General features: G+C 62.9%; 18 protein-coding genes and 1 riboswitch. Of the genes, 12 read left to right on the top strand and 6 right to left on the bottom strand.

Annotated elements, in window-relative coordinates:
• The first annotated feature begins 6 nt into the window (after nucleotides 1–6).
• The 9 genes from cysD to ACN19L_RS00565 all read left to right on the top strand — a co-directional run bounded on the left by cysD (nucleotide 7) and on the right by ACN19L_RS00565 (nucleotide 13,746).
• Nucleotides 7–915 (top strand): sulfate adenylyltransferase subunit CysD, encoded by a 909-nt coding sequence (cysD, locus tag ACN19L_RS00605; protein WP_426491616.1) that lies wholly within the window; start codon nucleotides 7–9, stop codon nucleotides 913–915.
• 95 nt (nucleotides 916–1,010) lie between these two features.
• Complete coding sequence (locus ACN19L_RS00600) at nucleotides 1,011–2,300, top strand: sulfate adenylyltransferase subunit 1 (RefSeq protein ID WP_426491615.1); 1,290 nt, start codon at nucleotides 1,011–1,013, stop codon at nucleotides 2,298–2,300.
• A gap of 192 nt (nucleotides 2,301–2,492) precedes the next feature.
• Nucleotides 2,493–3,254: a uroporphyrinogen-III C-methyltransferase gene (gene cobA / locus ACN19L_RS00595; RefSeq protein WP_426491614.1), complete on the top strand. Its 762-nt coding sequence runs from the start codon at nucleotides 2,493–2,495 to the stop codon at nucleotides 3,252–3,254.
• Nucleotides 3,255–3,465: 211 nt separating this feature from the next.
• Complete coding sequence (locus tag ACN19L_RS00590) at nucleotides 3,466–5,319, top strand: assimilatory sulfite reductase (NADPH) flavoprotein subunit (RefSeq protein WP_426491613.1); 1,854 nt, start codon at nucleotides 3,466–3,468, stop codon at nucleotides 5,317–5,319.
• Between the two features lie 414 nt (nucleotides 5,320–5,733).
• Entirely contained in the window at nucleotides 5,734–8,637 is a 2,904-nt protein-coding gene (locus ACN19L_RS00585) for a TonB-dependent receptor (RefSeq protein WP_426491612.1), read from the top strand.
• A gap of 32 nt (nucleotides 8,638–8,669) precedes the next feature.
• Nucleotides 8,670–9,410: a DUF2490 domain-containing protein gene (locus ACN19L_RS00580; protein ID WP_426491611.1), complete on the top strand. Its 741-nt coding sequence runs from the start codon at nucleotides 8,670–8,672 to the stop codon at nucleotides 9,408–9,410.
• 5 nt (nucleotides 9,411–9,415) lie between these two features.
• Complete coding sequence (locus tag ACN19L_RS00575) at nucleotides 9,416–11,131, top strand: NADPH-dependent assimilatory sulfite reductase hemoprotein subunit (RefSeq protein ID WP_426491610.1); 1,716 nt, start codon at nucleotides 9,416–9,418, stop codon at nucleotides 11,129–11,131.
• 190 nt (nucleotides 11,132–11,321) lie between these two features.
• Nucleotides 11,322–12,836 (top strand): TSUP family transporter, encoded by a 1,515-nt coding sequence (locus ACN19L_RS00570; RefSeq protein ID WP_426491609.1) that lies wholly within the window; start codon nucleotides 11,322–11,324, stop codon nucleotides 12,834–12,836.
• A 187-nt stretch (nucleotides 12,837–13,023) separates the two neighbouring features.
• On the top strand, nucleotides 13,024–13,746 hold the full coding sequence (locus tag ACN19L_RS00565; RefSeq protein ID WP_426491608.1) for a hypothetical protein: 723 nt from the start codon (nucleotides 13,024–13,026) through the stop codon (nucleotides 13,744–13,746).
• A 72-nt stretch (nucleotides 13,747–13,818) separates the two neighbouring features.
• Here ACN19L_RS00565 and ACN19L_RS00560 read toward each other — a convergent pair whose 3' ends face one another.
• Complete coding sequence (locus tag ACN19L_RS00560; RefSeq protein WP_426491607.1) at nucleotides 13,819–15,276, bottom strand: amino acid permease; 1,458 nt, start codon at nucleotides 15,274–15,276, stop codon at nucleotides 13,819–13,821.
• 285 nt (nucleotides 15,277–15,561) lie between these two features.
• Nucleotides 15,562–15,653, bottom strand: a riboswitch (SAM riboswitch).
• Nucleotides 15,654–16,101: 448 nt separating this feature from the next.
• On the opposite strand from ACN19L_RS00560, the gene ACN19L_RS00555 reads away from it, so the two are divergent.
• On the top strand, nucleotides 16,102–16,542 hold the full coding sequence (locus tag ACN19L_RS00555; protein WP_426491606.1) for a hypothetical protein: 441 nt from the start codon (nucleotides 16,102–16,104) through the stop codon (nucleotides 16,540–16,542).
• A gap of 210 nt (nucleotides 16,543–16,752) precedes the next feature.
• Here ACN19L_RS00555 and ACN19L_RS00550 read toward each other — a convergent pair whose 3' ends face one another.
• Both ACN19L_RS00550 and ACN19L_RS00545 read right to left on the bottom strand, forming a co-directional pair.
• Nucleotides 16,753–17,487 (bottom strand): EcsC family protein, encoded by a 735-nt coding sequence (locus ACN19L_RS00550; protein WP_426491605.1) that lies wholly within the window; start codon nucleotides 17,485–17,487, stop codon nucleotides 16,753–16,755.
• A gap of 5 nt (nucleotides 17,488–17,492) precedes the next feature.
• Entirely contained in the window at nucleotides 17,493–18,524 is a 1,032-nt protein-coding gene (locus ACN19L_RS00545) for a Gfo/Idh/MocA family protein (protein WP_426491604.1), read from the bottom strand.
• A 106-nt stretch (nucleotides 18,525–18,630) separates the two neighbouring features.
• On the opposite strand from ACN19L_RS00545, the gene ACN19L_RS00540 reads away from it, so the two are divergent.
• Nucleotides 18,631–19,353 (top strand): M48 family metallopeptidase, encoded by a 723-nt coding sequence (locus tag ACN19L_RS00540; protein ID WP_426491603.1) that lies wholly within the window; start codon nucleotides 18,631–18,633, stop codon nucleotides 19,351–19,353.
• A gap of 84 nt (nucleotides 19,354–19,437) precedes the next feature.
• Here the strand turns inward: ACN19L_RS00540 and ACN19L_RS00535 are convergent, their stop codons facing one another.
• The 3 genes from ACN19L_RS00535 to ACN19L_RS00525 form a co-directional block, all read right to left on the bottom strand.
• Nucleotides 19,438–20,247, bottom strand: a complete 810-nt coding sequence (locus ACN19L_RS00535) for a M48 family metalloprotease (RefSeq protein WP_125433268.1) — start codon at nucleotides 20,245–20,247, stop codon at nucleotides 19,438–19,440.
• A 160-nt stretch (nucleotides 20,248–20,407) separates the two neighbouring features.
• Nucleotides 20,408–22,114 (bottom strand): FAD-dependent oxidoreductase, encoded by a 1,707-nt coding sequence (locus ACN19L_RS00530; RefSeq protein ID WP_426491602.1) that lies wholly within the window; start codon nucleotides 22,112–22,114, stop codon nucleotides 20,408–20,410.
• Nucleotides 22,115–22,278: 164 nt separating this feature from the next.
• Entirely contained in the window at nucleotides 22,279–23,436 is a 1,158-nt protein-coding gene (locus ACN19L_RS00525; protein WP_426491601.1) for a DegT/DnrJ/EryC1/StrS family aminotransferase, read from the bottom strand.
• A 167-nt stretch (nucleotides 23,437–23,603) separates the two neighbouring features.
• Here ACN19L_RS00525 and ACN19L_RS00520 point away from each other — a divergent pair, with 167 nt between their 5' ends.
• Complete coding sequence (locus tag ACN19L_RS00520; protein WP_426491600.1) at nucleotides 23,604–24,461, top strand: hypothetical protein; 858 nt, start codon at nucleotides 23,604–23,606, stop codon at nucleotides 24,459–24,461.
• Nucleotides 24,462–24,513: the final 52 nt, after the last annotated feature.

Below are 24,513 nucleotides of genomic sequence, written 5' to 3'. Positions count from 1 at the left end.
ACAACTATGAGTACCACTTTCGATTACCTCGACCGGCTGGAAGCCGAAGCCATCCACATCCTGCGGGAGGTGGCGGGGCAGTTTGAGCGGCCGGCCCTGCTGTTTTCGGGCGGCAAGGATTCCATTGTGCTCACGCGCCTGGCCGAAAAGGCCTTCCGCCCTGGCCGCTTCCCCTTCCCGCTGGTGCACGTGGATACCGGCCACAACTTCCCCGAGGTGCTGCAGTACCGCGACGAGCTGGCCGCCCGCCTGGGGGAAAAGCTGGTGGTGCGCAAGGTGGAGGACACCATCCGGCGGCAGCGCCTGCGCGAGCCGGGCGGCAAGTACCCCAGCCGCAACCCGCTGCAGACCTACACGCTGCTGGAGGTAATCGAGGAGTTTGAGTTTGACGCCTGCATTGGCGGGGCCCGCCGCGACGAGGAGAAGGCCCGGGCCAAGGAGCGCATCTTCTCGGTGCGCGACGAGTTTGGCCAGTGGGACCCCAAGCGCCAGCGCCCCGAGCTTTGGAACATTTACAACGGCCGCATTCAGAAGGGCGAAAACGTGCGCGTGTTCCCCATTTCCAACTGGACGGAACTGGACGTGTGGCGCTACATCCAGCGCGAAAACATTCCGCTGCCCGACATCTACTTCGGCCACGAGCGCACCTGCGTGGTGCTGCCCTCGGGCCAGCTGCTGGGCCTCACCGAGCATTTGCAGCTCGATGACGAAGACGAAATCGTGACCCGGCAGGTACGCTTCCGCACCGTGGGCGACTCCACCTGCACCGCCGCCGTGGAAAGCGACGCGGCTACCGTGGAAGACATCATCCAGGACCTGCTGCTGGCCAAAGTAAGCGAGCGGGGCGCCACCCGCCTCGACGACAACATCTCCGAAGCCGGCATGGAAGACCGCAAGCGCAACGGATACTTTTAAGTGGTGAAGTTGTGAAAGGTGAAGTTGTGGAAATTCTCCCGCTTCACCCCAACAGCACAGCAATTCACAATTTCACAAACTCACAATTTCACCTCATGGACTTACTACGATTTATCACCTGCGGGAGCGTGGACGACGGCAAAAGCACCCTGATTGGGCGGCTGCTGTATGACTCCGAATCGGTGTCGCTGGACGTACTGGCGGCGCTGGAGAAGCGGCAGGCTTCTAATGGCACCGTGGATTTGGCGTTGCTGACCGACGGCCTGCGCGCCGAGCGGGAACAGGGCATCACCATCGACGTGGCCTACAAATACTTCACTACCCCGCGCCGCAAGTTCATCATCACCGATGCGCCCGGCCACGTGCAGTATACCCGCAACATGGTGACGGGGGCCAGCAACGCCGATCTGGCCATTGTGCTGGTGGATGCCCGCCAGGGCGTGATTGAGCAAACCCGCCGCCACACCCTCATTGCCGCGCTGCTGGGCATCCGGCACTTTGTGCTGGCCGTGAACAAGATGGACCTGGTGAACTACGACGAGGCGGTGTTTGCCCGCATTGCCACCGACTACGCCGAGCTCACCAACCACTTCCACCTCCCCGCCGCCACGGCCATTCCGCTGAGCGCCTTGCAGGGCGACAACGTGGTGAAGCCCAGCCAGCATCTGCCCTGGTACACCGGCCCGAGCCTGCTGGAACATCTGGAAAGCGTGCCCGGCGCCCAGGAAACCGAGGCCGCACCCCGCTTCCAGGTGCAGTACGTCATCCGGCCCCAGACGCCCGAGCTGCCCGACTACCGCGGCTACGCCGGCCAGATTCTGAGCGGCCAGTACCGCCGCGGCCAGCGTGTGCGGGTGCTGCCTTCGGGCCTGGAATCGGAAATTGAAGCCATTGAGGTAAGCCAGCAGGAAGTGGAAACGGCCTCCGCCCCGCAGGCCGTGGTCATCCGCCTGCGCGACGACGTGGACGTAAGCCGCGGCGACGCCCTGGTGCCCGCCGGCCCCGAGGAGCCCACCCTCACCCGCGAACTGGAAGCCACCCTGTGCTGGATGAGCGAGCAGCCCCTGTGGCCCGGTCGCAAGCTGCTGGTGCAACACCACTCGGCCCTCTCGAAAGCCGCCGTGTCGGCCATCCTCTACAAGGTGAACGTGCAGACTTTCGCCCGGGTGCACACCGAACAGGCCCAGCTCAACGACATCGTGCGGGTGCGCCTCAAAACCGCCCTGCCCCTGGCCGTGGACCACTACACCGATAACCGCACCACTGGCTCCTTCATTCTGGTAGACGAGCTGACCGGCGACACCCTGGCCGCCGGCCTGGTAGAAGCCGCCAACTCCGAGTACTTCACCGCCCCCGTTGCGCCGCCAGTAGCCTTTTCAATTTAGCTCCTGGGTATATAAACGCCTGTCATCCTGAGCAGAGCAAAGGACCTTATCACGTGAGGACGTCATTTCCCGCAGAGGTTCGCAGAGGTTTTCGCAGAAGACGCAGAGCTGTTCTAGCAGAACAAGGCCCTTCGCTCTGCTCAGGATAGCAGAACGTCAAACTCACCATTTCACCACTTCACCATTTCACCGATGCAAATGCCCCGCCTTACGGTACTGGGTGCCGGACCCGGCGACCCGGAGCTGCTCACGCTCAAAGGGGCGCGGGTGCTGTCGGAAGCCGATGTGATTTTGTACGATGCGCTGGCCAACCGCGCCCTGCTTGGGCACGCCCGCCCCGAAGCCGTGCTGGTGCCCGTGGGCAAGCGGCGCGGCATGCGCAGCCACTCCCAAGACGACATCAACGCACTGATTGTGGACTACGCCCGCCGCTACGGCCACGTGGTGCGCCTCAAGGGCGGCGACCCGTTTGTGTTCGGGCGCGGCCGGGAGGAAATGCTCTACGCCGAAGCCCACGGCCTGCTGACAGACTACGTGCCCGGCATCAGCAGCGCGGTGGCCGCCGCCGGGGCAGCGGGTATTCCCGTCACGCACCGGGGCCTGAGCGAAGGGTTCCGGGTGATTACGGCCACCACCGCCACCGGCGAGCTGGCTGGCAGCATCCGGGAAGCCGCCCGCGACGCCCGCGGCACCACCGTCATTCTGATGGGCCTGGGCGAGCTGCCGCGCATTGTGCAGGCCTTCTGCGAGCAGGGCCACGCCGACACCCCGGCCGCCATCATCCAGAACGGCACCCTGCCCCACGCCCGCTTGGTAACCGGCCCTGTTGCCGAGCTGCCCGCCCGCGCCGCCGCCGCCGAAATTGGCGCCCCGGCCATCATCATCATCGGCGAAGTAACCCGCCTGGCCACCCCGGAGAAGCTGGCGCTGCTGCCGGAGTTGTACGCGGCGTAGTCGCCTCACCCCCAACCCCCTCTCCGAAAAAGGAGAGAGGACTCTAATTCTAGCTTAGCAACTGTTCAGCCACATCCTCAGCCCCGCTCTTTCTTCCTGAACAGGAAGTAGTACTAGATCTAAAAACTAGTACTAGAGCCCCCTCTCCTTTTCGGAGAGGGGGTTGGGGGTGAGGCGACTACGACCAGAGCAGCCCCAACTACCACGTCCTATGTCACTTCTTTCAGCTTCCCCCACGCTTCCCATTGGCCTCGACGACCAGGCGCTGCAGCAGCTGGCAGCGGGCCTCACCTCCCAGCAGCTGGTATGGCTGAGCGGCTACCTCTACGGCCGCGCCGGCGCGGCGGCCCCCGCTGCGGCCGGGGCCCCGGCTCCGGCGGTGGCGGAAGCCGCCGCGGCTAGTCGGCTCACCATCCTGTTTGGCTCCCAGACCGGCAACAGCAAGAAAGCCGCCGGCCTAGTGGCCGAGGCGGCCCGCCGCCGGGGCCTGCAGCCGCAGGTGCGCGACATGAACGACTACCCCACCAAGGACCTCAAAACCGAACAGTTGCTGCTGGTAGTGGTGAGCACCCAGGGGGAAGGCGACCCGCCCATTGCAGCCGAGGAGCTGCACCAGTTCCTGCTCAGCAGCCGCGCCCCCAAGCTGCCCGACCTGCAGTACGCCGTGCTGGCCCTGGGCGACAAAAGCTACCTGCAATTCTGCCAGACTGGCTTCGAGTTCGACCAGCGCCTGGCCGAGCTGGGTGGCCGCCGCCTGGCTGAGCGGCTGGATTGCGACGTAACCTTCGAGGACGAAACCCACCAGTGGGCCGAGCAGGTGCTCAGCCGCATCATTGAGCTGCAGCCCACCCCGGCTCCCGTAACGGCTGGTGCCGCCGTGGCCGCGCCGGTGGTAGCGGCCGTGGGTGCAGGCCACGCGCCGGAGGTGGCCCCGCTGCCTACCGCCGTGGAGTACAACGCCCGCAACCCCTTCGGGTCGGAGCTGCTGGAGAAGATTCAGCTCAACGGCCGGGGCTCTACCAAGGAAACCTACCACCTGGAGTTCTCGCTGGCTGACTCGGGCCTGACCTACGAGCCCGGCGACGCCCTGATGGTGCAGCCCCGCAACCGCCCCGCGCTGGTGCAGGAGGTGCTGCAGGCCGCCCGCCTGCCCGAAGCTGCCCCGGTGCGCCTCGAAGCCGAGGAGCTGGATCTGACCACCGCCCTCACCGAGCGGCTGGAGCTGTCGGTTATCACCCGCGACGTGCTGGAGCGCTACGCCGCCGTAGCTCCGCAATACCCGCGCCTCCGCGAAATTCTAGCCGATACGGCTGGGCTAGGCACCTACCTCTACGGCCGCGACGTGGCCGATTTGCTCACGGAGTTTCCGGTGGAGCTGTCGGGGCAGCAGCTGGCGGCGGTGCTGCGGCCGTTGCCGGCCCGGGCCTACTCCATTGCCTCCTCCTTGCTGGCCCACCCCGAGGAAGTGCATCTGACCGTGGGGGCCGTGCGCTACGAAACCTACGGCCGCGCCAAGCACGGGGCCTGCTCCGGCTACCAGGCCGACCACCTGAGCATCGGCGACACGGCCCGGGTGTGGGTGGACCGCAACGAGTACTTCAAGCTGCCGCAGGACGCTGCCACCGACATCATCATGGTGGGTCCCGGCACCGGGGTAGCGCCTTTCCGGGCGTTTGTGGAGGAGCGGGCCGAAACCGGCGCGACGGGCCGCAACTGGCTGCTGTTCGGCAACCCCCACTTCACCACCGACTTCCTATACCAGACCGAGTGGCAGCAGCACCTCAAGCGCGGCACCCTCGACCGCCTCGACGTGGCCTTTTCCCGCGACCAGGCCCAGAAACTCTACGTGCAGCACCGCCTGCTGGAACAAAGCCGCCGCGTGTACGAGCAGCTCGAAAACGGGGCCTACTTCTACGTGTGCGGCGACAAATCCCGCATGGCCCACGACGTGCAGCAGGCCCTGCGCCAGATCATCCAGCAGGAAAGCGGCCACGACGCCGACTACGCCGCCGAGTACCTGCGCCAGCTCAAGAAGTCGCGCCGGTTTTTGGAGGATGTGTATTAGTAGTGAGTACTGAGACGTGAGTGGTGAGATGGTAATCATCTGCCACCGATGTAGAGACGCAACATCTTGCGTCTCCCGCCAGAACAGCCGGTACTGAACAAACGGACGAACAGTGTAGAGACGCGACACCTCGCGTCTCCCGCCAGAACGACTGATACTGAACCAGTCAAGGCAACCTCAGCAACGACGAGACGCGAAGTGTCGCGTCTCTACAACCGCCCAGCCCGCCGTGGCTCCCCCTCTCCCCCTGGAGAGGGGGCCGGGGGGGTGAGGCAAACCGCCAGAACAACCCATGCCCGCTGTTTTTCCAAGACGATGTTGTAGCCGGTAACGGCCGCTGCGCCCCGGACGCGGGGGCTGCGCCGGCCTGCCGTCTGCCCCGCCCCGGGTCCTTTCTCCCCTTGCAAAAACTTGATGAAACATCTTCTTTCCTCTTTTTTATTAGTACCGGCGCTGGTTGCCGCCAGCGCCACCGGCCTGCACGCCCAGGAGGCCCTGATTTCGGTGAGTGGCACCGTGCGCGAAAAAACTACCGGCGAGCCACTGCCGGGCGTGAGCGTTATTGTGAAGGGCGGCACCACCGGTACGCTCAGCGACGGCAACGGCCAGTTTGCCCTGAAAGCCAAGCTCCGATTTCCGTTTACGCTGGTGTTCAACACGCTGGGCTACGAGTCACGGGAGCTGGAAATTGCCAGCGGCAGCCAGCCCATCAGCGTGCAGCTGGAGTCGAAGGCCGTGTCGATGAACGAGGTGGTGGTGTCGGCGTCGCGGGTGGAGGAAAGTCGGCTGACCTCGCCGGTGGCCATTGAGAAGCTCGACATTCGGGCCATCAAGGAAACGCCGGCCCCTAGCTTCTACGACGCGCTGGAAAACGTGAAGGGCGTGCAGATGACCACCAGCTCGCTCACCTTCAAGGTGCCGAATACGCGCGGCTTCAACATCCCGAACAACTTCCGCTTTATGCAGCTGGTGGACGGGGTGGATATGCAGGCGGCTACGTTGGGCGTGCCGCTGGGCAACGCCATCGGCCCCACCGAGCTGGACGTGGCCTCGGTGGAAATTACGCCCGGCGCGGCCTCGGCCCTCTACGGCATGAACGCCATCAACGGCATGGCCAACCTCACCACCAAAAGCCCCTTCAATTACCAGGGCCTGAGCGTGTACCAGAAGGTGGGCGTCAACCACGTGGACGGCAAAGACCGGGACCCGAGCGTGCTGACGGAAACGGCCGTGCGCTGGGCCCAGAGCTTGGGCGCTTCGGGCCGCTGGGCCTACAAGGTGAACGGCAGCTTCCTGCGCGGCACCGACTGGCTGGCCAACACCCAGAACGACCAGAACCCGCAGAACCTGGCCTCGGCCAACCCGCGCTTCCCGGAGCTGAGCGGGGCCAACAACCCCGCCGCCGACCTCTGGAACCGCTACGGCGACGACAACGCTGGCAACGTGAGCATCACCATCCCCTACAACGGCCGCAACGAAACCTTCAACGTGCGCCGCACCGGCTACTACGAGCGGGACCTCACCAACCCCATCGTGCGCAACATCAAGGCCGATGCCAGCCTGCACTACAAGCTCACCGACAAGCTGGAGCTGAGCTACGGCTATCGGTTCGGGCTGATGGACGGCGTGTTTCAGCGCGGCAACAAGATTCAGCTCGACGGCGTGACGGTGCAGAACCACAAGGTGGAGCTGAAGGGCGAGAACTTCACGGCCCGGGCCTACATGCTGGTCGAAAACACCGGCAATTCCTACAACCTCAACCCGCTGGCGCTGAACCTCGACCTGCAGAACGGCTCCAACGCCGCCTGGGGCAACAAGTTCAAGGCCGAGCTGCAAAGCCAGCTGAGCGGCGGGGCCACCCTGGCCCAGGCCATGCAGCAGGCCCGCACCGTGGCCGACGCTGGCCGCGCCGTGCCCGGTACGCCCGCCTTCGACGCCCTGAAAGCCCAGATTGTGAAAACCAACAACTGGGACAGCGGCGTGAACGTGCCCGGCGCGCCCATCCCGGGCGGGGCTGCTCTCACCCAGCGCAGCCGCACCTACCACACCGATGCCATCTGGAACCTGGGCCCGCGGGTGAAGTTTGCCGATGTGCTGCTGGGGGCCGATGCCCGCCTGTACGAGGTAATCCCCGACGGCAACAACTTCGTGGATTTCAGCCGCCCGCTCACCGAGCGCACCCAGCCCGGCGGCCAGAACCAGTACTACAAGAAAATCGGGGGCTTCGGGCAGGCCACCAAGCGCCTGCTGCAGGACCGCCTGAAACTCACCGCCTCGCTGCGCCTGGATTACAACCCCGAGTTCAACCCCAAGCTGAACCCGCGGGTGGCGGCCGTGTACACGGCCGGCGGCCTGCACAACTTCCGGGCCTCGTACCAGAACGGCTGGCGCTTCCCGTCGTTGTTTGAGGCGCTGTCGTTCGTGAACAACGGCAACGTGCGCCGGGTAGGCGGTTTGGCTCGGGTGAACGAGGGGCTGAACTACCTCGACAACTCCTACACCCTGGCGTCTATTTCGCAGTTCAACGCCGCCGTGAATGCCTACGTGGCCGCCAACGCCGGCACCACCGCCAGCCAGGCCGCCCTGCGCCCTGAAATCCGGGGCGTGCTGCAAGTGGGCAACCTGCCCACCGAGCAGCCCGAGCAGATCAACGCCTACGAGGTGGGCTACCGCAGCGTGCTGCTGGATAACCGACTCTCCATCGACGCCGACGCCTACGTGAACATCTACTCCGGCTTTCTGGGCCAGGTGGAAGTAAGCGTGCCCAAAAACGCCGCCGGCCAGCAGGTGCCGGTAGGCTCCGATGATGCCGTGCTGGCGGCTCTCAACAGCAACCGCGCCGCCCGCCAGGACCGGTACCGGGTGTATACCAACGCCCGCAACAACTACCGCAGCTACGGCTCCACGCTGGGCGTCACCTACAACTTCTACCAGAAGTACACCCTGGGCGGCAACGTGAACTACAACGCCTTGTCGGCCAACAACGCCCCCGACATCTTCGTGACGGGCTTCAACACCCCGCACTGGGTCACCAACGTGAGCTTCGGCAACCGCGAAATTGTGCGCAACGTGGGCTTCAACGTGGTATGGCGGCACCAGAGCACCTTCTTCTGGGAAAGCCCCCTTGCCAACGGCCGCGTGCCCGCCTACCAAACCGTGGATGCCCAGGTGAACGTGCGCGTGCCCGCCCTCAAAACCACCATCAAAGCCGGCGGCGCCAACCTCTTCAACAACCGCTACTACCAGTACGCCGCCGGCCCCACCATCGGGGGCCTGTACTACGTGGCCCTCACGTTCGATAACACCGTGCTGCGGTAAGTGTGATGAAACGGCTCCTTCTCTTTTGTGGCTTGCTGCTTCTGACCCGGCCTTTGCTGGCGCAGAAACAGTACGTGCGCGAGCAGCAGACGTGGCTGGGCATATTCAACCAAACCCGGTTTTCGCAACACTGGGGCAGCTGGACCGACCTGCACCTGCGCCTGCACGACCATTTCGTGCAGGCCAGCTACCAGACGGTGGCCCGCGTGGGCCTGACGTACTACCTCACCGATGACGTGCGCCTGACCGGGGGCTATGCCTACGTGCACCATTACCCCGACGGGGCCCGCACCGTGGGCCAGCCCGAGCACCGCCCCTGGCAGCAGGTGCAGTGGTTCAGCAAGTTTCCGAAGGCCCGCCTGATGCAGTGGGTGCGGCTGGAAGAACGATTCCGGCGCACTATCCGGCAGAATGAGCGCACTGATGATTTCGATTTCAACTACCGCACCCGCTACAACGCGGCGCTGTTTCTGCCGCTTACCAAGCGGGGTTTTGAGCCCGGCGGCTGGCAGTTTCTGCTCAACAACGAAGTGATGATGAATTTCGGCAAGGAGATTCGCCTGAACTACTTCGACCAGAACCGGCTGTTTGCCGGCGTGGTGTACCCCTTCAGCAAACATGCCCAGTTGCAGGCTGGCTACATGCACCTGTTTCAGCAGCTGCCGGCCGGTAGCACCTACCGCAACCAGCACACCATCCGGGTTTTCTACTTCCACAACTTCGATTTACGCCCTGCGGCTCCGGCTGCTCCGGCATCCTCCACAGCTCCCTGATTCTCATGGCTGATACCCCCAAACTTTCCGAAGTCGAGCACGTCAAGGCAGCCAGCAACTATTTGCGCGGCACCTTGGCCGAAAGCCTCGTGAACCCGCTCACCGGCGCCCTCTACCCCGACGATACCCACCTGATCAAGTTCCACGGCTCCTACCAGCAGACGGACCGGGACCTGGACTCGGAGCGCAAGCGCCAGAAGCTGGAGCCGCTGTACTCGCTTATGATTCGGGTGCGGGTGCCGGGCGGTATTGCCTCGCCCGCGCAGTGGCGGCGTATGGATGAGCTGGCCAACCAGTACGGCAACCACACGCTCAAGCTCACCACCCGCCAAGCCTTCCAGCTGCACGGCGTACTCAAGCGCGACCTAAAAAAAACCATCCAGGGCTTTAACGAGGCTTTGCTCGACAGCATTGCGGGCTGCGGCGACGTGAACCGCAACGTGATGTGCAACCCCAACCCCCACGAGAGCCCCGTGCACGCGGCCGTGTACGAGGTATCGAAGCAGATCAGCGCCCACCTCACGCCCCGCACCTCGGCTTACTGGGATTTGTGGCTGAACGGGGAGCCGCAGTTCACCAGCGCCCCCAACGAGGGCGAGGAAGACGCCGAGCCCATCTACGGCAAAACCTACCTGCCCCGCAAGTTCAAGATTGCCCTGGCCATTCCGCCCTACAACGACACCGATATCTTCGCCAACGACCTAGGTCTGATTGCCATGGAGGAGCAGGGCCAGCTGGTGGGCTTCAACGTGGCCGTGGGTGGCGGCATGGGCATGACGTTCGGCATGCCCGACACCTACCCCCGCCTGGCCGACATCATCGGCTTCGTGCCCGCCGACAAGGTGGTGGATGCCTGCGAGAAAATCGTGACGATTCAGCGCGACTGGGGCAACCGCGAAAACCGCAAGTTCTCCCGCCTCAAGTATACCGTGGACCGCGTGGGCCTCGACGTGTTCAAAGCCGAGCTAAACCAGCGCCTGGGCTTTACCGTGGAGCCTGCCCGCCCCTACCAGTTCCGCAGCTCCGGCGACGCCTACGGATGGTCCATCCAGGCCGATGGCCGGGCCCACCTCACCCTGTTCGTGGAAGGCGGCCGCATCCTCGACCGGGACGGCTACGCACTCAAAACCGCTTTGCGCGAAATTGCCGCCTTCCACACCGGCGACTTCCGCCTCACCGGCAACCAGAACCTGATCATCGCCAACATTGCCCCCGAGCACCGGCTGAGCGTGCAGGCCGTGTTACAGCAGCACGGCGTAGCCATCGAGGCCGGCAAGGAATACACGGCCCTGCGGCGCGGGGCGCTGGCCTGCGTGGCCCTACCCACCTGCACGCTGGCCTTCGCGGAGGCCGAGCGGTATCTTCCGGAATTATTGGATAGATTGGACCGGGTGATTCGCCAACAGGGTCTGGCTCAGGACGATATTCTGCTGCGGATGACGGGCTGCCCCAACGGCTGCGCCCGTCCCTACCTCGGCGAAATCGGGCTGGTGGGCCGGGCCGTGGGCCGCTACAACCTGTACCTCGGTGCCGCTTTCAACGGGGAGCGGATGAACAAGCTCTACAAGGAAATGCTGGACGAAGACGGCATCGTGCGGGAGCTCACGCCCCTGCTTGCCGACTACGCCCAGAACCGCCAGCCCCAGGAGCGGTTTGGTGATTTCGTCATCCGCCAGGGCTACGTGCAGCCCACCGCAAGCGGCCTGACGTTTCACGAGTAACCGATAGAACGAACAACATTAGAACGTCATTCCGAGCAGCGCGAGGAATCTCGCGTGCTGACGTTGTAGCAACTAATCCTAACGACAGGATTACCATTGCACGCGAGATTCCTCGGCTGCGCTCGGAATGACGTTGTGTTAGTACTGTTCTGCCTTGCTTTCCATCCGACCCCAACCATCACCAACCACCATGTCCCTTTTCTCCAATAACGCCCTGCCCCAGCCCGAGCCGCCGCCCGCAGTGCCCGATGGCAACCGGCTGTTTCCGGTGTTTCTGAAGCTGGAACAGCTGCACGTGCTGCTGGTGGGCGGCGGGGCCGTGGGCTACGAGAAGCTCTCGGCCATGCTGGCCAACAGCCCCAACGCGGCCATTACGGTGGTGGCTACCTGGTTTGGGCCCGAGCTGCGGGTGCTGGCCGGCCAGCACCCCGCCGTGCAGCTGCGCGAGCAGCCCTACGACCCCACCCACCTCGTCGGCCACGACCTGGTGATTGTGGCCACCAACGACAAAGCCCTCAACCTGCAGATCAAGGCCGACGCCACGCGCCAGCGCCTGCTCTGCAACGTGGCCGACACGCCCGCCGCCTGCGACTTTTACTTGGGCTCCATCGTGCAGAAGGGCGACCTGAAAATTGCCATCAGCACCAACGGCAAGTCGCCCACCATTGCCAAGCGCCTACGCGAAATGCTCACCCACACCCTCCCCGACGAGCTGCACGACGTGCTCCAGCGCATGTCACAGATTCGGGAGAAGGTAGGCGGCGACTTCGCCCACAAGGTAAAATCCCTGAACGCCGTGACGGCCGAGCTGACCGGTGGGCCGGCCTACGAATCGCCAGCCGCGGCGCGGTGGCGCAAGATTGCCACCGGGGCCCTGCTGGCCTTTGCGGCCATGCTGGTATTCAATATTCTGAGCTACTACTTCACCTGGCAGCAGGTATGGGGCGCAGCCACCCACGCCGAAACCTTCTGGCTGTTCGTGGCCATCGGCTTCGGCGCGCAGCTCATCGACGGGCTGCTGGGCATGGGCTACGGCGTGGTCACGGCCATCAGCCTGATGAGCCTGAACATTGCCCCGGCCGCCGTGAGTGCCAGCATTCACACCGCCGAAATGTTTGCCAGCGGAGCCTCGGGCTACCACCACTACCGCTTCGGCAATGTGAACAAGCGTCTGTTCAAAGTACTGCTGATTCCGGGCGTGCTGGGCGCCATTACGGGCGCGTATCTGTTGTCGCACTTCGGCGAGAAATACGGCAGCTACGTGAAGCCGCTGCTGGCCGTGTACCTGCTGCTACTGGGCGTGCGCATCATCAGCAAAGCCTTTGCCCAAACGCAGCAGCGCAAAAAACACCGGAAACTGGGGCTACTAGCCGCGGCCGGCGGCTTCCTCGATTCGTTTGGCGGGGGCGGCTGGGGGCCGCTGGTAACCAGCACGCTCATTGCCGGGGGCCGCACGCCGCAGTACGTTATCGGCTCGGTGAGCGTCACGGAGTTTTTCGTCACGTTTGCCAGCGCTGTTACGTTCTTCGCCACCCTGGGCATTTCGCACTGGCAGATTATCCTGGGCCTGATCATCGGGGGCGTGGCCGCCGCGCCGCTGGCCGCCCGCCTAGCCGGCCGCCTGCCCGTCCGCTGGATGTTCGTGGGCGTGGGCCTGATGGTAATTGTATGGAGCCTGTGGGCGCTGCGAAAAGTCTTTTTTTAACACCTTTCTTTAAGACGTATATATTAAAAAAAGCACCGCTAACGTCTGTTGGCGGTGCTTTTGCTTTATAGCGTCAAATACAATTATCCCAGCAACTGCACAATAAGAAGTCTGATGCAGCAACATCTTGATAGCTGAATCACTTGCCGCACGCTTACTTTCGGTAGGTTACCTATTCTCTATCCTGATGCGCTCATCGTTCCTTCGTTTTCTGACAAACAGCCTATTACTAACTGGCACGGCCTGTTCGCCGGACCCAGCTCCGGTGCCTGGCTTACGCACTGTCAATGACGTGCCTTACTATTTTTTCACGGAAGCCGATGCGCCCTGGCTGCAACTAGCAGCGGGCACGGTATGGCAGTTTGAAAATTCGCGCGGGCAGCAACGCACCTATGAGCTGTATCAACGGCTTGACAACCGACAAATGGAGGAGCGTACTGTTGTTCCGGTTGGGTCGTTTATTGGCAAATCGGAGTTAATCAAGTACTACGACGACATATTGGTACGCGTGCGGCGTACGGATAGCCTCGGCAGTGGCGGCGAGTTTCATATGTACCGGGGCCCGGCGCTGCTCGCATCCTACCCATCCCAGGGTACCAATCCTCGTGCTAGCCAGTTGTATGTAGAAGGGACCTGGACCGAATTCATCGGTAGCACCGACCCACAAAGCGACTATTACCGCTGCCGTGGAATAAAATTTCCGATGGGAACTGCCCTGGAAGGGCCATTTCAGCAACTCACTGTTAAGGGCCGAACCTATCCGGAAGTAGTAGAATTGGTGGCTACCAACCGCGGGCCGGACTGTGCCCCCGTTCCTGCCTCCTATATGCGCGTGCTCTACTATGACCGCCTCGCTGGTATCGTTCGGATGGTTTCTGACTCCGGCCAAGTATGGGACCGACTACCCTAGCTGCTTCCCCCCAACGCAAACAACCGGGGCCTTGCGGCCCCGGCTGTCACAGCTGGCATATCTCGCCAATTTTTACTTCTCTATAGTTAATTCCCCAGCCTGCCCCAGCTTGCTGTGCTTACGGCCGTAGCCGAAGTAGATGGCCAGGCCAATAGCCAGCCACACGGCCAGCCGCAGCCAGGTTTCCCAGGGCAGCGACACCATCATCACCACGCAGGTGAGAATACCCAGGATGGGCACCACCGGCACCCAAGGCGTGCGGAACCCACGCGGGGCGTCGGGCTCCCGCTTGCGCATAATGAGGATGCCCACGCACACCATCACGAAGGCCAGCAGCGTGCCGATGCTCGTCATTTCGCCCACCACCGAAATGGGCACGAAGCCCGCAAATAGCGCAATGAACAGCCCCAGCAGCAGGTTCGACTGCAGGGGCGTGCGGAACCGCTCGTGAATTCGGGCGAAAACCGGGGGCAGCAGGCCGTCTTTGGCCATGCTGAAAAACACCCGGCTCTGGCCCAGCAAGTCCACCAGAATTACGGACGTATAGCCCACGATGATAGCCAGAATGACGGCCGACGACAGCCAGGCGTAGGGCGTTTTCTCGATGGCAATGGCCACCGGGGCGGCGCTGTTCTTGAACTCGGTGTAGTTGGCCAGGCCCGTCATCACGTGCCCGAACAGCACGAACAGCACGGTGCAGATCAGCAACGAGCCGATGATGCCGATGGGCATGTTGCGCTGCGGATTCTTGGTTTCCTGGGCCATGGTGGCCACAATATCAAACCCGATAAACACGAAGAACACCACGCCCGCCCCGCGCAGAATCCCGCTCCAGCCAAACTCCCCAAATACGCCGGTATTCTCCGGGATGTAGGGTTGGTAGTTGGTGGGGTCGATGTACTGCCAGCCCAGGGCAATGAACACCAGCACCACGGCCACCTTCAGCGTGACCACCAGCGCATTAAACCACGCCGAGCCCGACGTGCCGCGGATAATAATCAGGGTAATAGCCAGCACGATGAGCATGGCCGGAATATTCACGAAGCCGTGTACCTCGGCCCCACTCGCCAGCTTGGCCGTCTCAAAGGGCGACATGACCAGCTGCGGGGGCAGATTGATACCGTATTTACTCAGAAACTTAAGCAGGTACTGCGACCAGCTGATGGCCACCGTAGCCGCGCCCACCGAGTACTCCAGCACCAAATCCCAGCCGATAATCCAGGCGAACAACTCGCCCATAGTAGCGTAGGCGTAGGTGTAGGCCGAGCCGGCCACCGGCACCATGGAGGCAAACTCGGCGTAGCACAGCGCCGAGAAGGCGCAGCCCACGGCCGCTACCACAAACGAGAGCGTCACGGCCGGGCCGGCGTTGTTAGCGGCCGCAATGCCGGTGAGCGAGAACAGGCCCGCCCCGATAATCACCCCAATGCCGATGGCAATGAGGTTGAAGCCGTTCAGGCTTCGTTTCAGCGTTCCGGCGCCGGTTTCGGCGGCCTCCTGCCGTAGCAGTTCCAATGATTTTCTGAGCATACAGAGGTGCATCGGGCCGCGGCCCGACAGGTCGTAAAAAGGAGAAAGAGAAAAGCAGATAAAGCTCCCTGCCCCGCCTCAGCGGGCGCGCAGCCGTTCGGGCCACGGCGGGCCGGAACCAGGAGAATAGGGCCGCTGCCTCCTTAGCGGGAGGCCGGCCCGGCAGCCAAACTAGCTACAACAACCCGCGCAACAACACCCCGTGGGCGCGCCTAACGGGCACAGCACGGCAGCGGATACAACGGAACGGGCAAGTAAGCGGGGCGAAAAGTCCACGGCAAGTTGTTTTTATATGGTCAGGAATTGGCACCGTTCCGGAGTTGCGGATGGTTGCCGACGCTTCTTCGAGCCTGTCTCTCAGCGCCTCTGTATAAAAACAATCCTTTGGGCTAGAAAGAATTGATGTGGCAAAGGTAAAGCCGGATTGCTGCCCCCGCAAACCCACCTGTTTTAGCGTCTGTAAACCGTAACGAAAGCCGGTACTCCACCGCCTCTGGGTCTTCAGGCTAAGCCCCACGAAGCCTGACGGTTCTCTCCCAGAGGCTATCAGCTACTTTCCAAACAGCTTCACTTACTGTCCACTTCCCCGGTGCCGACTCGGCGGTATAACGCCCGCCTGCTCGCCTCTGAACAGGCGGCCTGCTACGCCTGCCGCTAAGCCGAAAAACCTGCGACGCGCGCCGAAATCGAAGGTTTAACAGCGAAATTTATATTTTTTCCCGGCGGGTTTTAGGCGAAACTGGCACCGGAGTTGCAACCGCCGGAATAGATGCCGGCGGGTACGCCGCGGCTTCACTCGCATTCAACTTCAATTCTCATAGCCTCATGAAAAAGCTCTTGGTTCTCTTCGCCGCCTTCTCCCTGTCTGCCGCTGCCGCTTCGGCCCAAACTACGCCCGTGAAAGCCGCCCACGGCCGGCACATGAAAGGCGACAAGGCCGCCAAAACGCCCGAGCAGCGCGCCGACCACACCGCCCAGGCCCTCACCAAACAGCTCGGCCTCTCGGCCGCCCAAACTGCCCAGGTCCGCCAGCTGGCCCTCGACCGCGCCCGGCAGATGGACGCCCACAAAGCCCAGGCCGGCACTGCCTCTCCCACCGATAAAAAACAGCACCGCGCCGCCATGCAGGCCGAAAAAGCTCAGTACGATGCCAAGCTGAAGCAAATCCTGAGCGCCGACCAATACGCCAAATACACCCAGCGCCAGGCCGACAAAATGGCCAAGCACAAAGCCCACCGTCAGGGCATGAAACAAGGCAAAAGCTAAGCCTCTCTCCCACTTGCCAAAAAGCCCCGACGACGTTCGTCGGGGCTTTTTGGGTGTTGAGTTTGTGCTTAAACCTGTCATCCTGAGCATTCCGCGAATTAAGCGGAGACGAAGGACCTTCTAACAATAGAACGAGTCGTTGCTACGGCAACCATTCTAACGTTAAAAGATCCTTAGCTGCACTCAGGATGACAGCATGATTACGACATATTACTGCGGCTCTGGCAGGGGCGGATGTTCGGCAAACCACCGCAGGCGGTAGCACATGATGGCCGTTTCGCCGAGCTGTTCCAGCAGGCGGTAGTTGGCCACGGCTCCCACCGCCGCCCCGATGACGGGCACCAGTTGGGCCAGCTTGGCCAGGTCGATATAGTCGCGGTACTCCTGCTGGAAGGTGCGCCAGTCGAACGACTCGGCCGTGACGTGTTGCTGCGTGGTGGGCCAGTCGACGAGCTGGCGGTAAGTTTCGCGGCGGGTGTGCTGGCTGCTGAAGGCCAGTTGGAAGATGTGCAGCAGGTAGAGCCGCTCCGGGAACTGGCGCACATCGTGGCCGTAGAGGGCGGCAATGTCAAACAGCAGCTTGAGCTTGATGCCCAGCAGCAGCGGAAAATCGGCCAGACCCAGCAGAAAACCGCCGGCCCCGGTCACGCCGCCTTCCACCGCCGCCGTGTTGCGGTACGCCCGAATACGGGCCCGCACCCGCTCCTCCCGCTCCTGCAACGTACCCTCCACCACCGGCTTTTGGGTAGTGTGCGTGGAGCCGAACAGCACGCCCTGCACCATTTTCTGAATGGCCACGGTAATGGCCACGTGTACCTTTTCGGGCAGCAGGGCATTCAGGCGGGCCTGCACCCGGCGCGTTACGCGGTTCAGTAGCGTGGGCTTCTGCTGCATCCGCCGCTGCCAGTCGCGCAGGTCGGTCAGGGCTTGCTGTGGATAGTTCATATGCTCTATTTCAACGCATATATCCGCTCAATAATCTCCACTACTTTCAGGCCTTCCAGAGCGTTAGTGGTGGCCTGGCCGCGCTGGCGCAGGGTGTCCACTACGTTATCGATGACGTGGACGTGGTTGGCGGCCGAGCCCTGGTAAGCGCCGTACTGATTGGCGGGGTTAGTAGGCGCGAGTTCGGGCAGTTGGTAGTCGCGCAGGTGGCAGTACTCTACTTTATCCATGTACTGGCCGCCCAGGCGGAGGCTGCCGTGCTCGGCCACCACCGTCAGGGAGCTTTCCAGGTTCCGGTCCCACACGGCAGTGCTGTACTGCAGCGTACCGCTCCCGCCGCGTACCAAATCGAAGCTGATTAGACCGCTGTCTTCAAACTCCGTCAGGTGCTGATGGGTGAAGTCGCGGAAGCGGGCCTGAATGTTCTCGATGTCGCCAAACACCCAGTAGAGCAAGTCTATGAAGTGACTGAACTGCGTGAACAGCGTGCCGCCGTCGAAGGCCCGCGTACCGTGCCAGCTGCCGGGCGTGTAGTACCGCTCGTCGCGGTTCCAGAAGCAGTTGAGCTGCACCAGATATACCTGGCCCAGCCGGCCCTCGCTCACCACCTGTTTCAGCCAGGCCGCCGGGGGCGAGTAGCGGTTCTGCATCACCCCGAACACCAGCCGGTCGGTTTGCCGGGCCATATCCACCACGGCTTGGGCATCGGCGGTGCGCAGGGCCAAGGGCTTTTCGATGACTACGTGCCGGCCCGCCTGCAGGCCGGCCAGGGCCTGAGCCGCGTGCAGGCCGTTGGGCGTGGCTACCGTGAGCACTTCGGCGGCGGGGCCGTGGGCCAGGTAGTCCTCCAGGGACGTGAAAAACGGCACACCCGGAAACTCCCGGGCCAGGTCGGCGGCCAGTTCGGGGCGCACATCCACCAAAGCGGCCAGCTGGGCTTCGGGGTGGCGGGCCACCAGGACGGCGTGGCGGCGGCCGATGTGACCCACGCCACAGATAGCAAATTGAATAGGGAATAACGGAGCGGAACCGGGCACTGCGGGAACGTTGAAGGAAAGGGCCCGCAAACTGCGAAAAAACGGCCGGTTCTCCCGCTTCGGCTGCGTGGCGGGCTGGCCGGGCAGTATTATCTTTGGGGTTCCTATGCCCCTTACTACTATTGCCGGTCTGGAAATTGACTTGGTGCGCCAGCGCATGCGCAGCCTGCGGCTGACGGTGTACGCCGGCGGCCGGATTCGGGTGGCCGTACCGCTGCACACCCCGGCCACGGCGGTGGAGGAGTTCGTGCGGGCCCGCCACGCCTGGATTCAGAAGCACCAGCAGCAGTTTGCCACCCGGGCACCCCGGCCGGTGCTGCAGTACGTATCGGGCGAGCAGCACCCCTTTCTGGGCCGGCTCTACGAACTGCAGGTAACCACCGCCCCCGGCCGGCCACGCGCCTGGCTCGATGAGGCCACTGCCCAACTGCACCTGCACGTTCCTTCTGAAAGCACCAGTGCCCAGCGCGCCGCCGTGCTAGCCGCCTGGTACCGGCAGCAGCTGAAGCAGCGCATTCCAGGCCTGTTACAGCACTGGGAGCCGGTGGTGGGCCGGCAGGCAGCCAGCTGGGGCGTGAAGCAGATGCGTACCCGCTGGGGCACCTGCAACATTGGGGCCCGGCGCATCTGGCTGAATCTGGAGCTCATCAAGCGCCCCCTGCCTTGCCTGGAGTACGTGGTGGTTCACGAGCTGACGCACTTGCACGAGCGGCTGCACAATGCCCGGTTCTGGGGCCTCCTGGATCAGTTTATGCCCGACTGGCGCACCCACAAAAACGAGCTGAACCAGGTGTTGCTGCCCCCCTCGTCTCAACCCGACGCCGACTAACTCCCTGATGGTGCAAATAACCACGGTGCCGCAGATGAAAGCCATGCATCATCTGCGGCACCGTGGTTATTTGCCTACCTGAAACTACAGTATCCGCTTCAGCTCGGTGAAGTTGGTATTATTGACGCTACGGTTGGTGCAGCCCAATTGCTGGGCGCTTTTCTGAATGCTGCTGATGCGGGAGCCGGGGTTGGGGTGGGTGCTCAGAAACTCCGGCGTACCGCCCCCACCCTGCTTTTCCGCCTTGATGAAGAAGCCCGCCGCCCCGTCGCAGGCGTAGTAGCGGGTTCCGTTGAGGTAAATAGTAGAGTACTTATCAGCCTCCACCTCGTAGGCACGGCTGAACTTGAGCTGGCCCAGGCCAGCCGCAATCTGCACGAGCTGGCCCGATGAGCGGTTGCCTAGCAGCAGCCCCAGCAACAGACTGGTGCCATACTGCTTCTGCAGCATCTGGGTGCTGTGGCGGCGGTCGGCGTGGGCAATTTCGTGGCCCAGAATACCGGCCAGCTGGCTTTCGTTATCTAGGAATTTTACCAGGCCCGTAAACACGTAAATATGGCCGCCGGGCGTAGCAAAAGCATTTTGCACGGCGTCATCCTTGATGAGCTTCACATCCCACGGGAACTGGGTGCGGTACTTCACGTTGCCATTATCCAGCACGCGCTTTACTACCCCATCCAGCAGCTGATACGCGCGGGCATTGCCAGCGCGCGACATCAGCTGGCCCTTGGCCTGGTATAAGGAGTCGGTTTGGCGTGCTACCTGGTTGCCCAGGGCAATATCCTGGTCGATGGAAAACAGACTAAAGCCCTGAGCGGGCTTGGTAATGGCAGCGGTGGTAAGAGCAGCTACGCCGGCCAGGGGCAGTAGTACAGTCAGAACAGAACGGCGCATAAAAGGGAGGCTTAGGTCAGGAAATGAGGTATTGATACGGCAAAAAGAAAAAACGGTGCCAAATCACGCGGCCAGGCAACCCGCTGCCAGTGGGGCACCGGCCAAAACGCCCCTCCCGGCGAAACCAGAAGGGGCGTTTTGGCCGGTAATTACCCGAATTCTAGGCCAGGTGTTGGGCGCGGTGCCGAAGCCGCTGGCGGAGCACCGCAGCCGTGTTGCCCGTGCGGATAGCGGCGGCAATACCCTCGGCGGCCTCTCGTCCGGTTTCGGCGGCCCCGTTCATGAAGCCTTGGTACCAGGCGCTGCAATGCTCTCCCGCAAAATACAGGCGGCCCACCGGCCGGCCTTCGGCTCCGGCGATGGTGCTGTACTGGCCCACCCGGTAGCAGGCATAGGATGCGCGGGTGAAAGGGTGCGTGGGCCAGTGAAACCGCTCTACGCGGCCGTTGTAGCGGCCCTGGGTGCCGGGCCAGGCCGCTTCCAGCACCGCTAAATGGGTACTCACGTGCGACTGGGGCGAGCCGCTGCCCAAATTTACGGCTGCCTGTCCGCCCAGGTACACCGTAAACGTGCCCTGGGTTGTAGGCTGCAGCTGGCTGCTGTCCCAGCCGCCCTGCGTCGCCGTGTCGGAGAAAAAGTAGCCAGTGTAGCCCCGCTCGCGCCAGGGCCGGCCATTGAAGCCCAGCATCAGCTTGGCATTGTTGCCGTAGCCGAGTTGCTGAATGGCCTGGGCTTTCCAGGCGGGCAGGCTCAGGCCCGTCAGGTCCAGGGTGCGCAGTAGCGTAAAGGGCAGCGTCAGCACGGCGTAGTCGGCGGTTACTTCCACGCGGGTGCCAGAGGGCTGTTCGAAGGTGAGAACGTAGGGGCCAGCGGCGGTTTTGCGGGCGGCCACCAGGCGGTGACTCAGGGTATAGTGCCCCAACAGGCGCTGAGCCAATTCTTCAATCAGCCGGCTGTTGCCGCCCTGCACCTTGTACCGCTCGTCGCTGCTGCCAAAAATATCGAAGGATCCTTTGTGCGTATCGGCCGAAAACAGCCAGAGAAAATTGATGGCCGTTTGCTGGCTGATAGGCTGGCCGTACTCCGTTTCGTAGGCCACGTCCAGCAGTTCCCGGATTACGCCCGTGAGCCCCACCGAATCGAAATAGCCGGCAATGGACATGGCATCGAAGCGGGCGGCGGCCGGCGTCAGGTTATCGTACGTAATTACGTTAGGCAACGAGCGACAGTCGGCCCCGATTTGCTGGGCGTAGGGCTGGAAGGCGCTGATGATTTCGCTGAGGCTGTAGTGGCGGCCGTTGAAAAAGTAGGCATCCTTAATAAGCGCCGTTTCGCTGGCCGATTCCACATCGTAGAGCGGGAGGCCAAACTCACTGGCCAGCGTCAGCATGTCGCGGTGGCCGGAGTCGATAAACTCGCCTCCCAGCTCGGTAGTCAATCCCTGACCCATGAAGTTACGGGCTGTGTAGATGCGCCCCCCCAGGCGGTTGCTGCCCTCATACACCTGCGCCACCAGCCCGGCCTTCTGAAGCTGATAGGCACAGTTGAGGCCAGCCATACCACCGCCCACCACCACAATGCGGGGCTGCCCGCTTTTGGCCGCCTGTGCGGCGCTGATGCTGCCACGGGGCGCTACCGGCTCGGCCAGTTCGGCGCAGGCGCTCAGCAAAGAGCCCGCGCCGAGCACCACTCCGGCCTGGGCCGAACGGGCCAGAAACCGGCGGCGGCTTTGCGCCACCAGCTGCTCAGCCAGCTCATCGGCCGAAGGGGCACCCGGCTCGGTGGCAATGGAAGCCGCCCGAAATACCTGTTGGAGCATGCGCAGCAGCGGAGTACGCGCCGCCGAAGGAGTAAACGGTTTCGTCATATGAAGGGAAGAACTAGTGGTAGGAATAAGCAGCCGGAAGTAAATAGGATTCTGGTCACCGTCCTATTCAGGAAACCATTTTCCTGCCGCACACGCCTTCCGTTGGGTTTAATCCTCGATCTGCGTTGCCGGGCAACCCGTACCACCAGCTACGGCCCTAATTTTCAGACATCCACAAATTTGCGCACTGCATCGGCTACGTACTCCACCTGCGCCGCCGTGAGCGTCGGGTGGAGGGGTAGCGACAACACCGTCCGGCTCAGCCGCTCGGCCACCGGAAACTGCCCCAGCCGGTAGCCCAGGTGCTCGTAGGCCGGCTGCAAATGGTTGGGCAACGGATAATACACCTGACTAGGTACCCCCTGAGCCGCCAGCTGCTGCTGCAGTGCGTTGCGGTGGCCGGGCTCATCGGCTACGGTTACGGTATACTGATGGAATACGTGGGTACTGCGCGGGTCGCGGTGCGGCGTTTGCAGGCCCGATATGCCCGACAGTAGCTCGTCGTAGCGGGCCGCTACGCGCTGGCGGGCGGCCGTCCAGGCGGGCAGGTGGGGCAGCTTTACCCGCAGGAGGGCAGCCTGCAGAGTATCAAGGCGGGAGTTGAGGCCCACGTGCTGGTGGTGGTATTTGCGCGTCTGGCCGTGGTTAGCCAGCTGTTGCAGGTAGGCCGCCCGCCCGGCGTCCTGGGTGAACAGTGCCCCCCCGTCCCCGAAGCCACCCAGGTTTTTGCTCGGAAAAAACGAGGTGGTGCCCACCTCTCCTACTGTGCCGGCCACCCAGGTTTCGCCCCGGCTGGTTTGGAAAGTAGCCCCAATGGCCTGGGCGTTATCCTCAATCAGGGCCACGCCCCGCTCGTCGGCCAGCCGGCGCAGGGCTTCCAGGTCGGCGCATTGCCCAAACAGGTGCACGGCCACCAGGGCCCCGGTGCGCGCCGTTATGGCGGCGGCGGCGGCGGCGGGGTCGAGAGTGAAGGTATCGGGTAGTACGTCCACCGGCACCGGCACCAGGCCCAGCACCGCCGCCGCCTCCAAAGTAGCCACGTAGGTGAAGGCCGGCACCAGCACCTCGGTGCCGGCCGGCAGGTTCAGGCTCATCAGGGCCAGCTGCAACGCATCGGTGCCGTTGGCGCAGGGCACCACGTGCGGCCCGCCCAAATACTGGCTCAGCTCCTGGGCAAATGTGGCCACCTCCGGCCCCTGAATGAATTGCCCGGCGGCCAGCGCGCCGCGCGCCGCAGCTTCCAGCTCGGCCTGAATGGGGACGTGCTGGGCCGCCAGGTCCAGGAGGTGAATAGGGAGCAGAATAGCGTCGGCAGCTGTCATGAGAACCGATAGTAGAGTCCGGTGAGCCGCCCAAAGATACGGGGCCGCCTGTTCCGGCCCCATCCTGAAACGGCCGTAACCGCAGGCCCAGCCCTTTCGTTAAGCGCAGCAGGTAGCTATTCTCCCGGCTGCCGTAGCTTTTCTCTCCCCACCTCACTCCCGCTACTATGTTTAGAAAAACGCTCACCCTACAGGCCCTGGCCGCCGTGCTGCTGCTGGGCGGCCCCCTTCTCACCAGCTGCAACCAAGCCCAAAAACAGGAAGTATCGGCCGAAAGCGACCAGGCCTACAACGACTTCAAAACGTTCGTAGCCGATACGGAGGCCAAAACAGAGGCCGTAGCCTCGGAAGCAGAGGCCGACTACGACCGGGAAACTGCCCAGTTAAAATCGGATTTTGATGCGAAAGTTGCCGCCGTGGACCGCTACGCCGACCAGTACGACGATGCCCGCCGCCAGGAAATTGAGCAGCTCCGCACCCGCTATACTACGGCCTACGATAAGCGCGAAATGACGTGGCGCAACCGCCCCGGCGCTACGGCTGCCATGAACGGCAGCACTGGCACCATGAAAATGGGTAAATACTACAAGCCCAGCTCTCCGGCCGCCCGCCTCACCGCTGCCAATGCCCGCCAGACCTATGAGGCCTTCGTAAACGACATCAAACAAAACGAAAACCGGTACGACATCGACGACTGGCGCAACATCAATGCCGAGTGGCGCGCCTTGGATGAAGCCTATGACAAGGTAAAAAAGGACATTCCGGCCGGCGACCTGGCAGAAATCCAGAAAGAAAAACTGAAATACGCCGCCTTCAAATCCTACGATAAGGCGGAAGCCCGGGCCGCACAGGGCGCGGATGCTACGGAGCGCGGCGCCGAAGAAGTAGCCGCCGAAACGCAGGATGAACGCTCCGCCGTAGGCCGCGCCGCCGAAAACACCGCCAAAGACGTAAAGAATGCCGGTAAAAAAGTGGGTGGTGCCGTGAAAGACGTGTTTGACGGCAAAGACGACAAGAACAACTAGCTGTTCTATCTCAGGAATTCAAAAAAGCCGGTTTCTGCATGCAGAAATCGGC

Source organism: Hymenobacter sp. 102 (assembly GCF_049949205.1).
Taxonomy (GTDB): domain Bacteria; phylum Bacteroidota; class Bacteroidia; order Cytophagales; family Hymenobacteraceae; genus Hymenobacter.
This window is presented reverse-complemented; position numbering and strand designations above follow the sequence as displayed.

Bases quoted from the DNA above. Each gene is read 5' to 3' on its own strand.
- cysD (WP_426491616.1), top strand. From the start codon at position 7: ATGAGTACCACTTTCGATTACCTCGACCGGCTGGAAGCCGAAGCCATC.
- ACN19L_RS00600 (WP_426491615.1), top strand. From the start codon at position 1,011: ATGGACTTACTACGATTTATCACCTGCGGGAGCGTGGACGACGGCAAA.
- cobA (WP_426491614.1), top strand. From the start codon at position 2,493: ATGCAAATGCCCCGCCTTACGGTACTGGGTGCCGGACCCGGCGACCCG.
- ACN19L_RS00590 (WP_426491613.1), top strand. From the start codon at position 3,466: ATGTCACTTCTTTCAGCTTCCCCCACGCTTCCCATTGGCCTCGACGAC.
- ACN19L_RS00585 (WP_426491612.1), top strand. From the start codon at position 5,734: ATGAAACATCTTCTTTCCTCTTTTTTATTAGTACCGGCGCTGGTTGCC.
- ACN19L_RS00575 (WP_426491610.1), top strand. From the start codon at position 9,416: ATGGCTGATACCCCCAAACTTTCCGAAGTCGAGCACGTCAAGGCAGCC.
- ACN19L_RS00570 (WP_426491609.1), top strand. From the start codon at position 11,322: ATGTCCCTTTTCTCCAATAACGCCCTGCCCCAGCCCGAGCCGCCGCCC.
- ACN19L_RS00565 (WP_426491608.1), top strand. From the start codon at position 13,024: ATGCGCTCATCGTTCCTTCGTTTTCTGACAAACAGCCTATTACTAACT.
- ACN19L_RS00560 (WP_426491607.1), bottom strand. From the start codon at position 15,276: ATGCTCAGAAAATCATTGGAACTGCTACGGCAGGAGGCCGCCGAAACC.
- ACN19L_RS00555 (WP_426491606.1), top strand. From the start codon at position 16,102: ATGAAAAAGCTCTTGGTTCTCTTCGCCGCCTTCTCCCTGTCTGCCGCT.
- ACN19L_RS00550 (WP_426491605.1), bottom strand. From the start codon at position 17,487: ATGAACTATCCACAGCAAGCCCTGACCGACCTGCGCGACTGGCAGCGG.
- ACN19L_RS00540 (WP_426491603.1), top strand. From the start codon at position 18,631: ATGCCCCTTACTACTATTGCCGGTCTGGAAATTGACTTGGTGCGCCAG.
- ACN19L_RS00535 (WP_125433268.1), bottom strand. From the start codon at position 20,247: ATGCGCCGTTCTGTTCTGACTGTACTACTGCCCCTGGCCGGCGTAGCT.
- ACN19L_RS00530 (WP_426491602.1), bottom strand. From the start codon at position 22,114: ATGACGAAACCGTTTACTCCTTCGGCGGCGCGTACTCCGCTGCTGCGC.
- ACN19L_RS00525 (WP_426491601.1), bottom strand. From the start codon at position 23,436: ATGACAGCTGCCGACGCTATTCTGCTCCCTATTCACCTCCTGGACCTG.
- ACN19L_RS00520 (WP_426491600.1), top strand. From the start codon at position 23,604: ATGTTTAGAAAAACGCTCACCCTACAGGCCCTGGCCGCCGTGCTGCTG.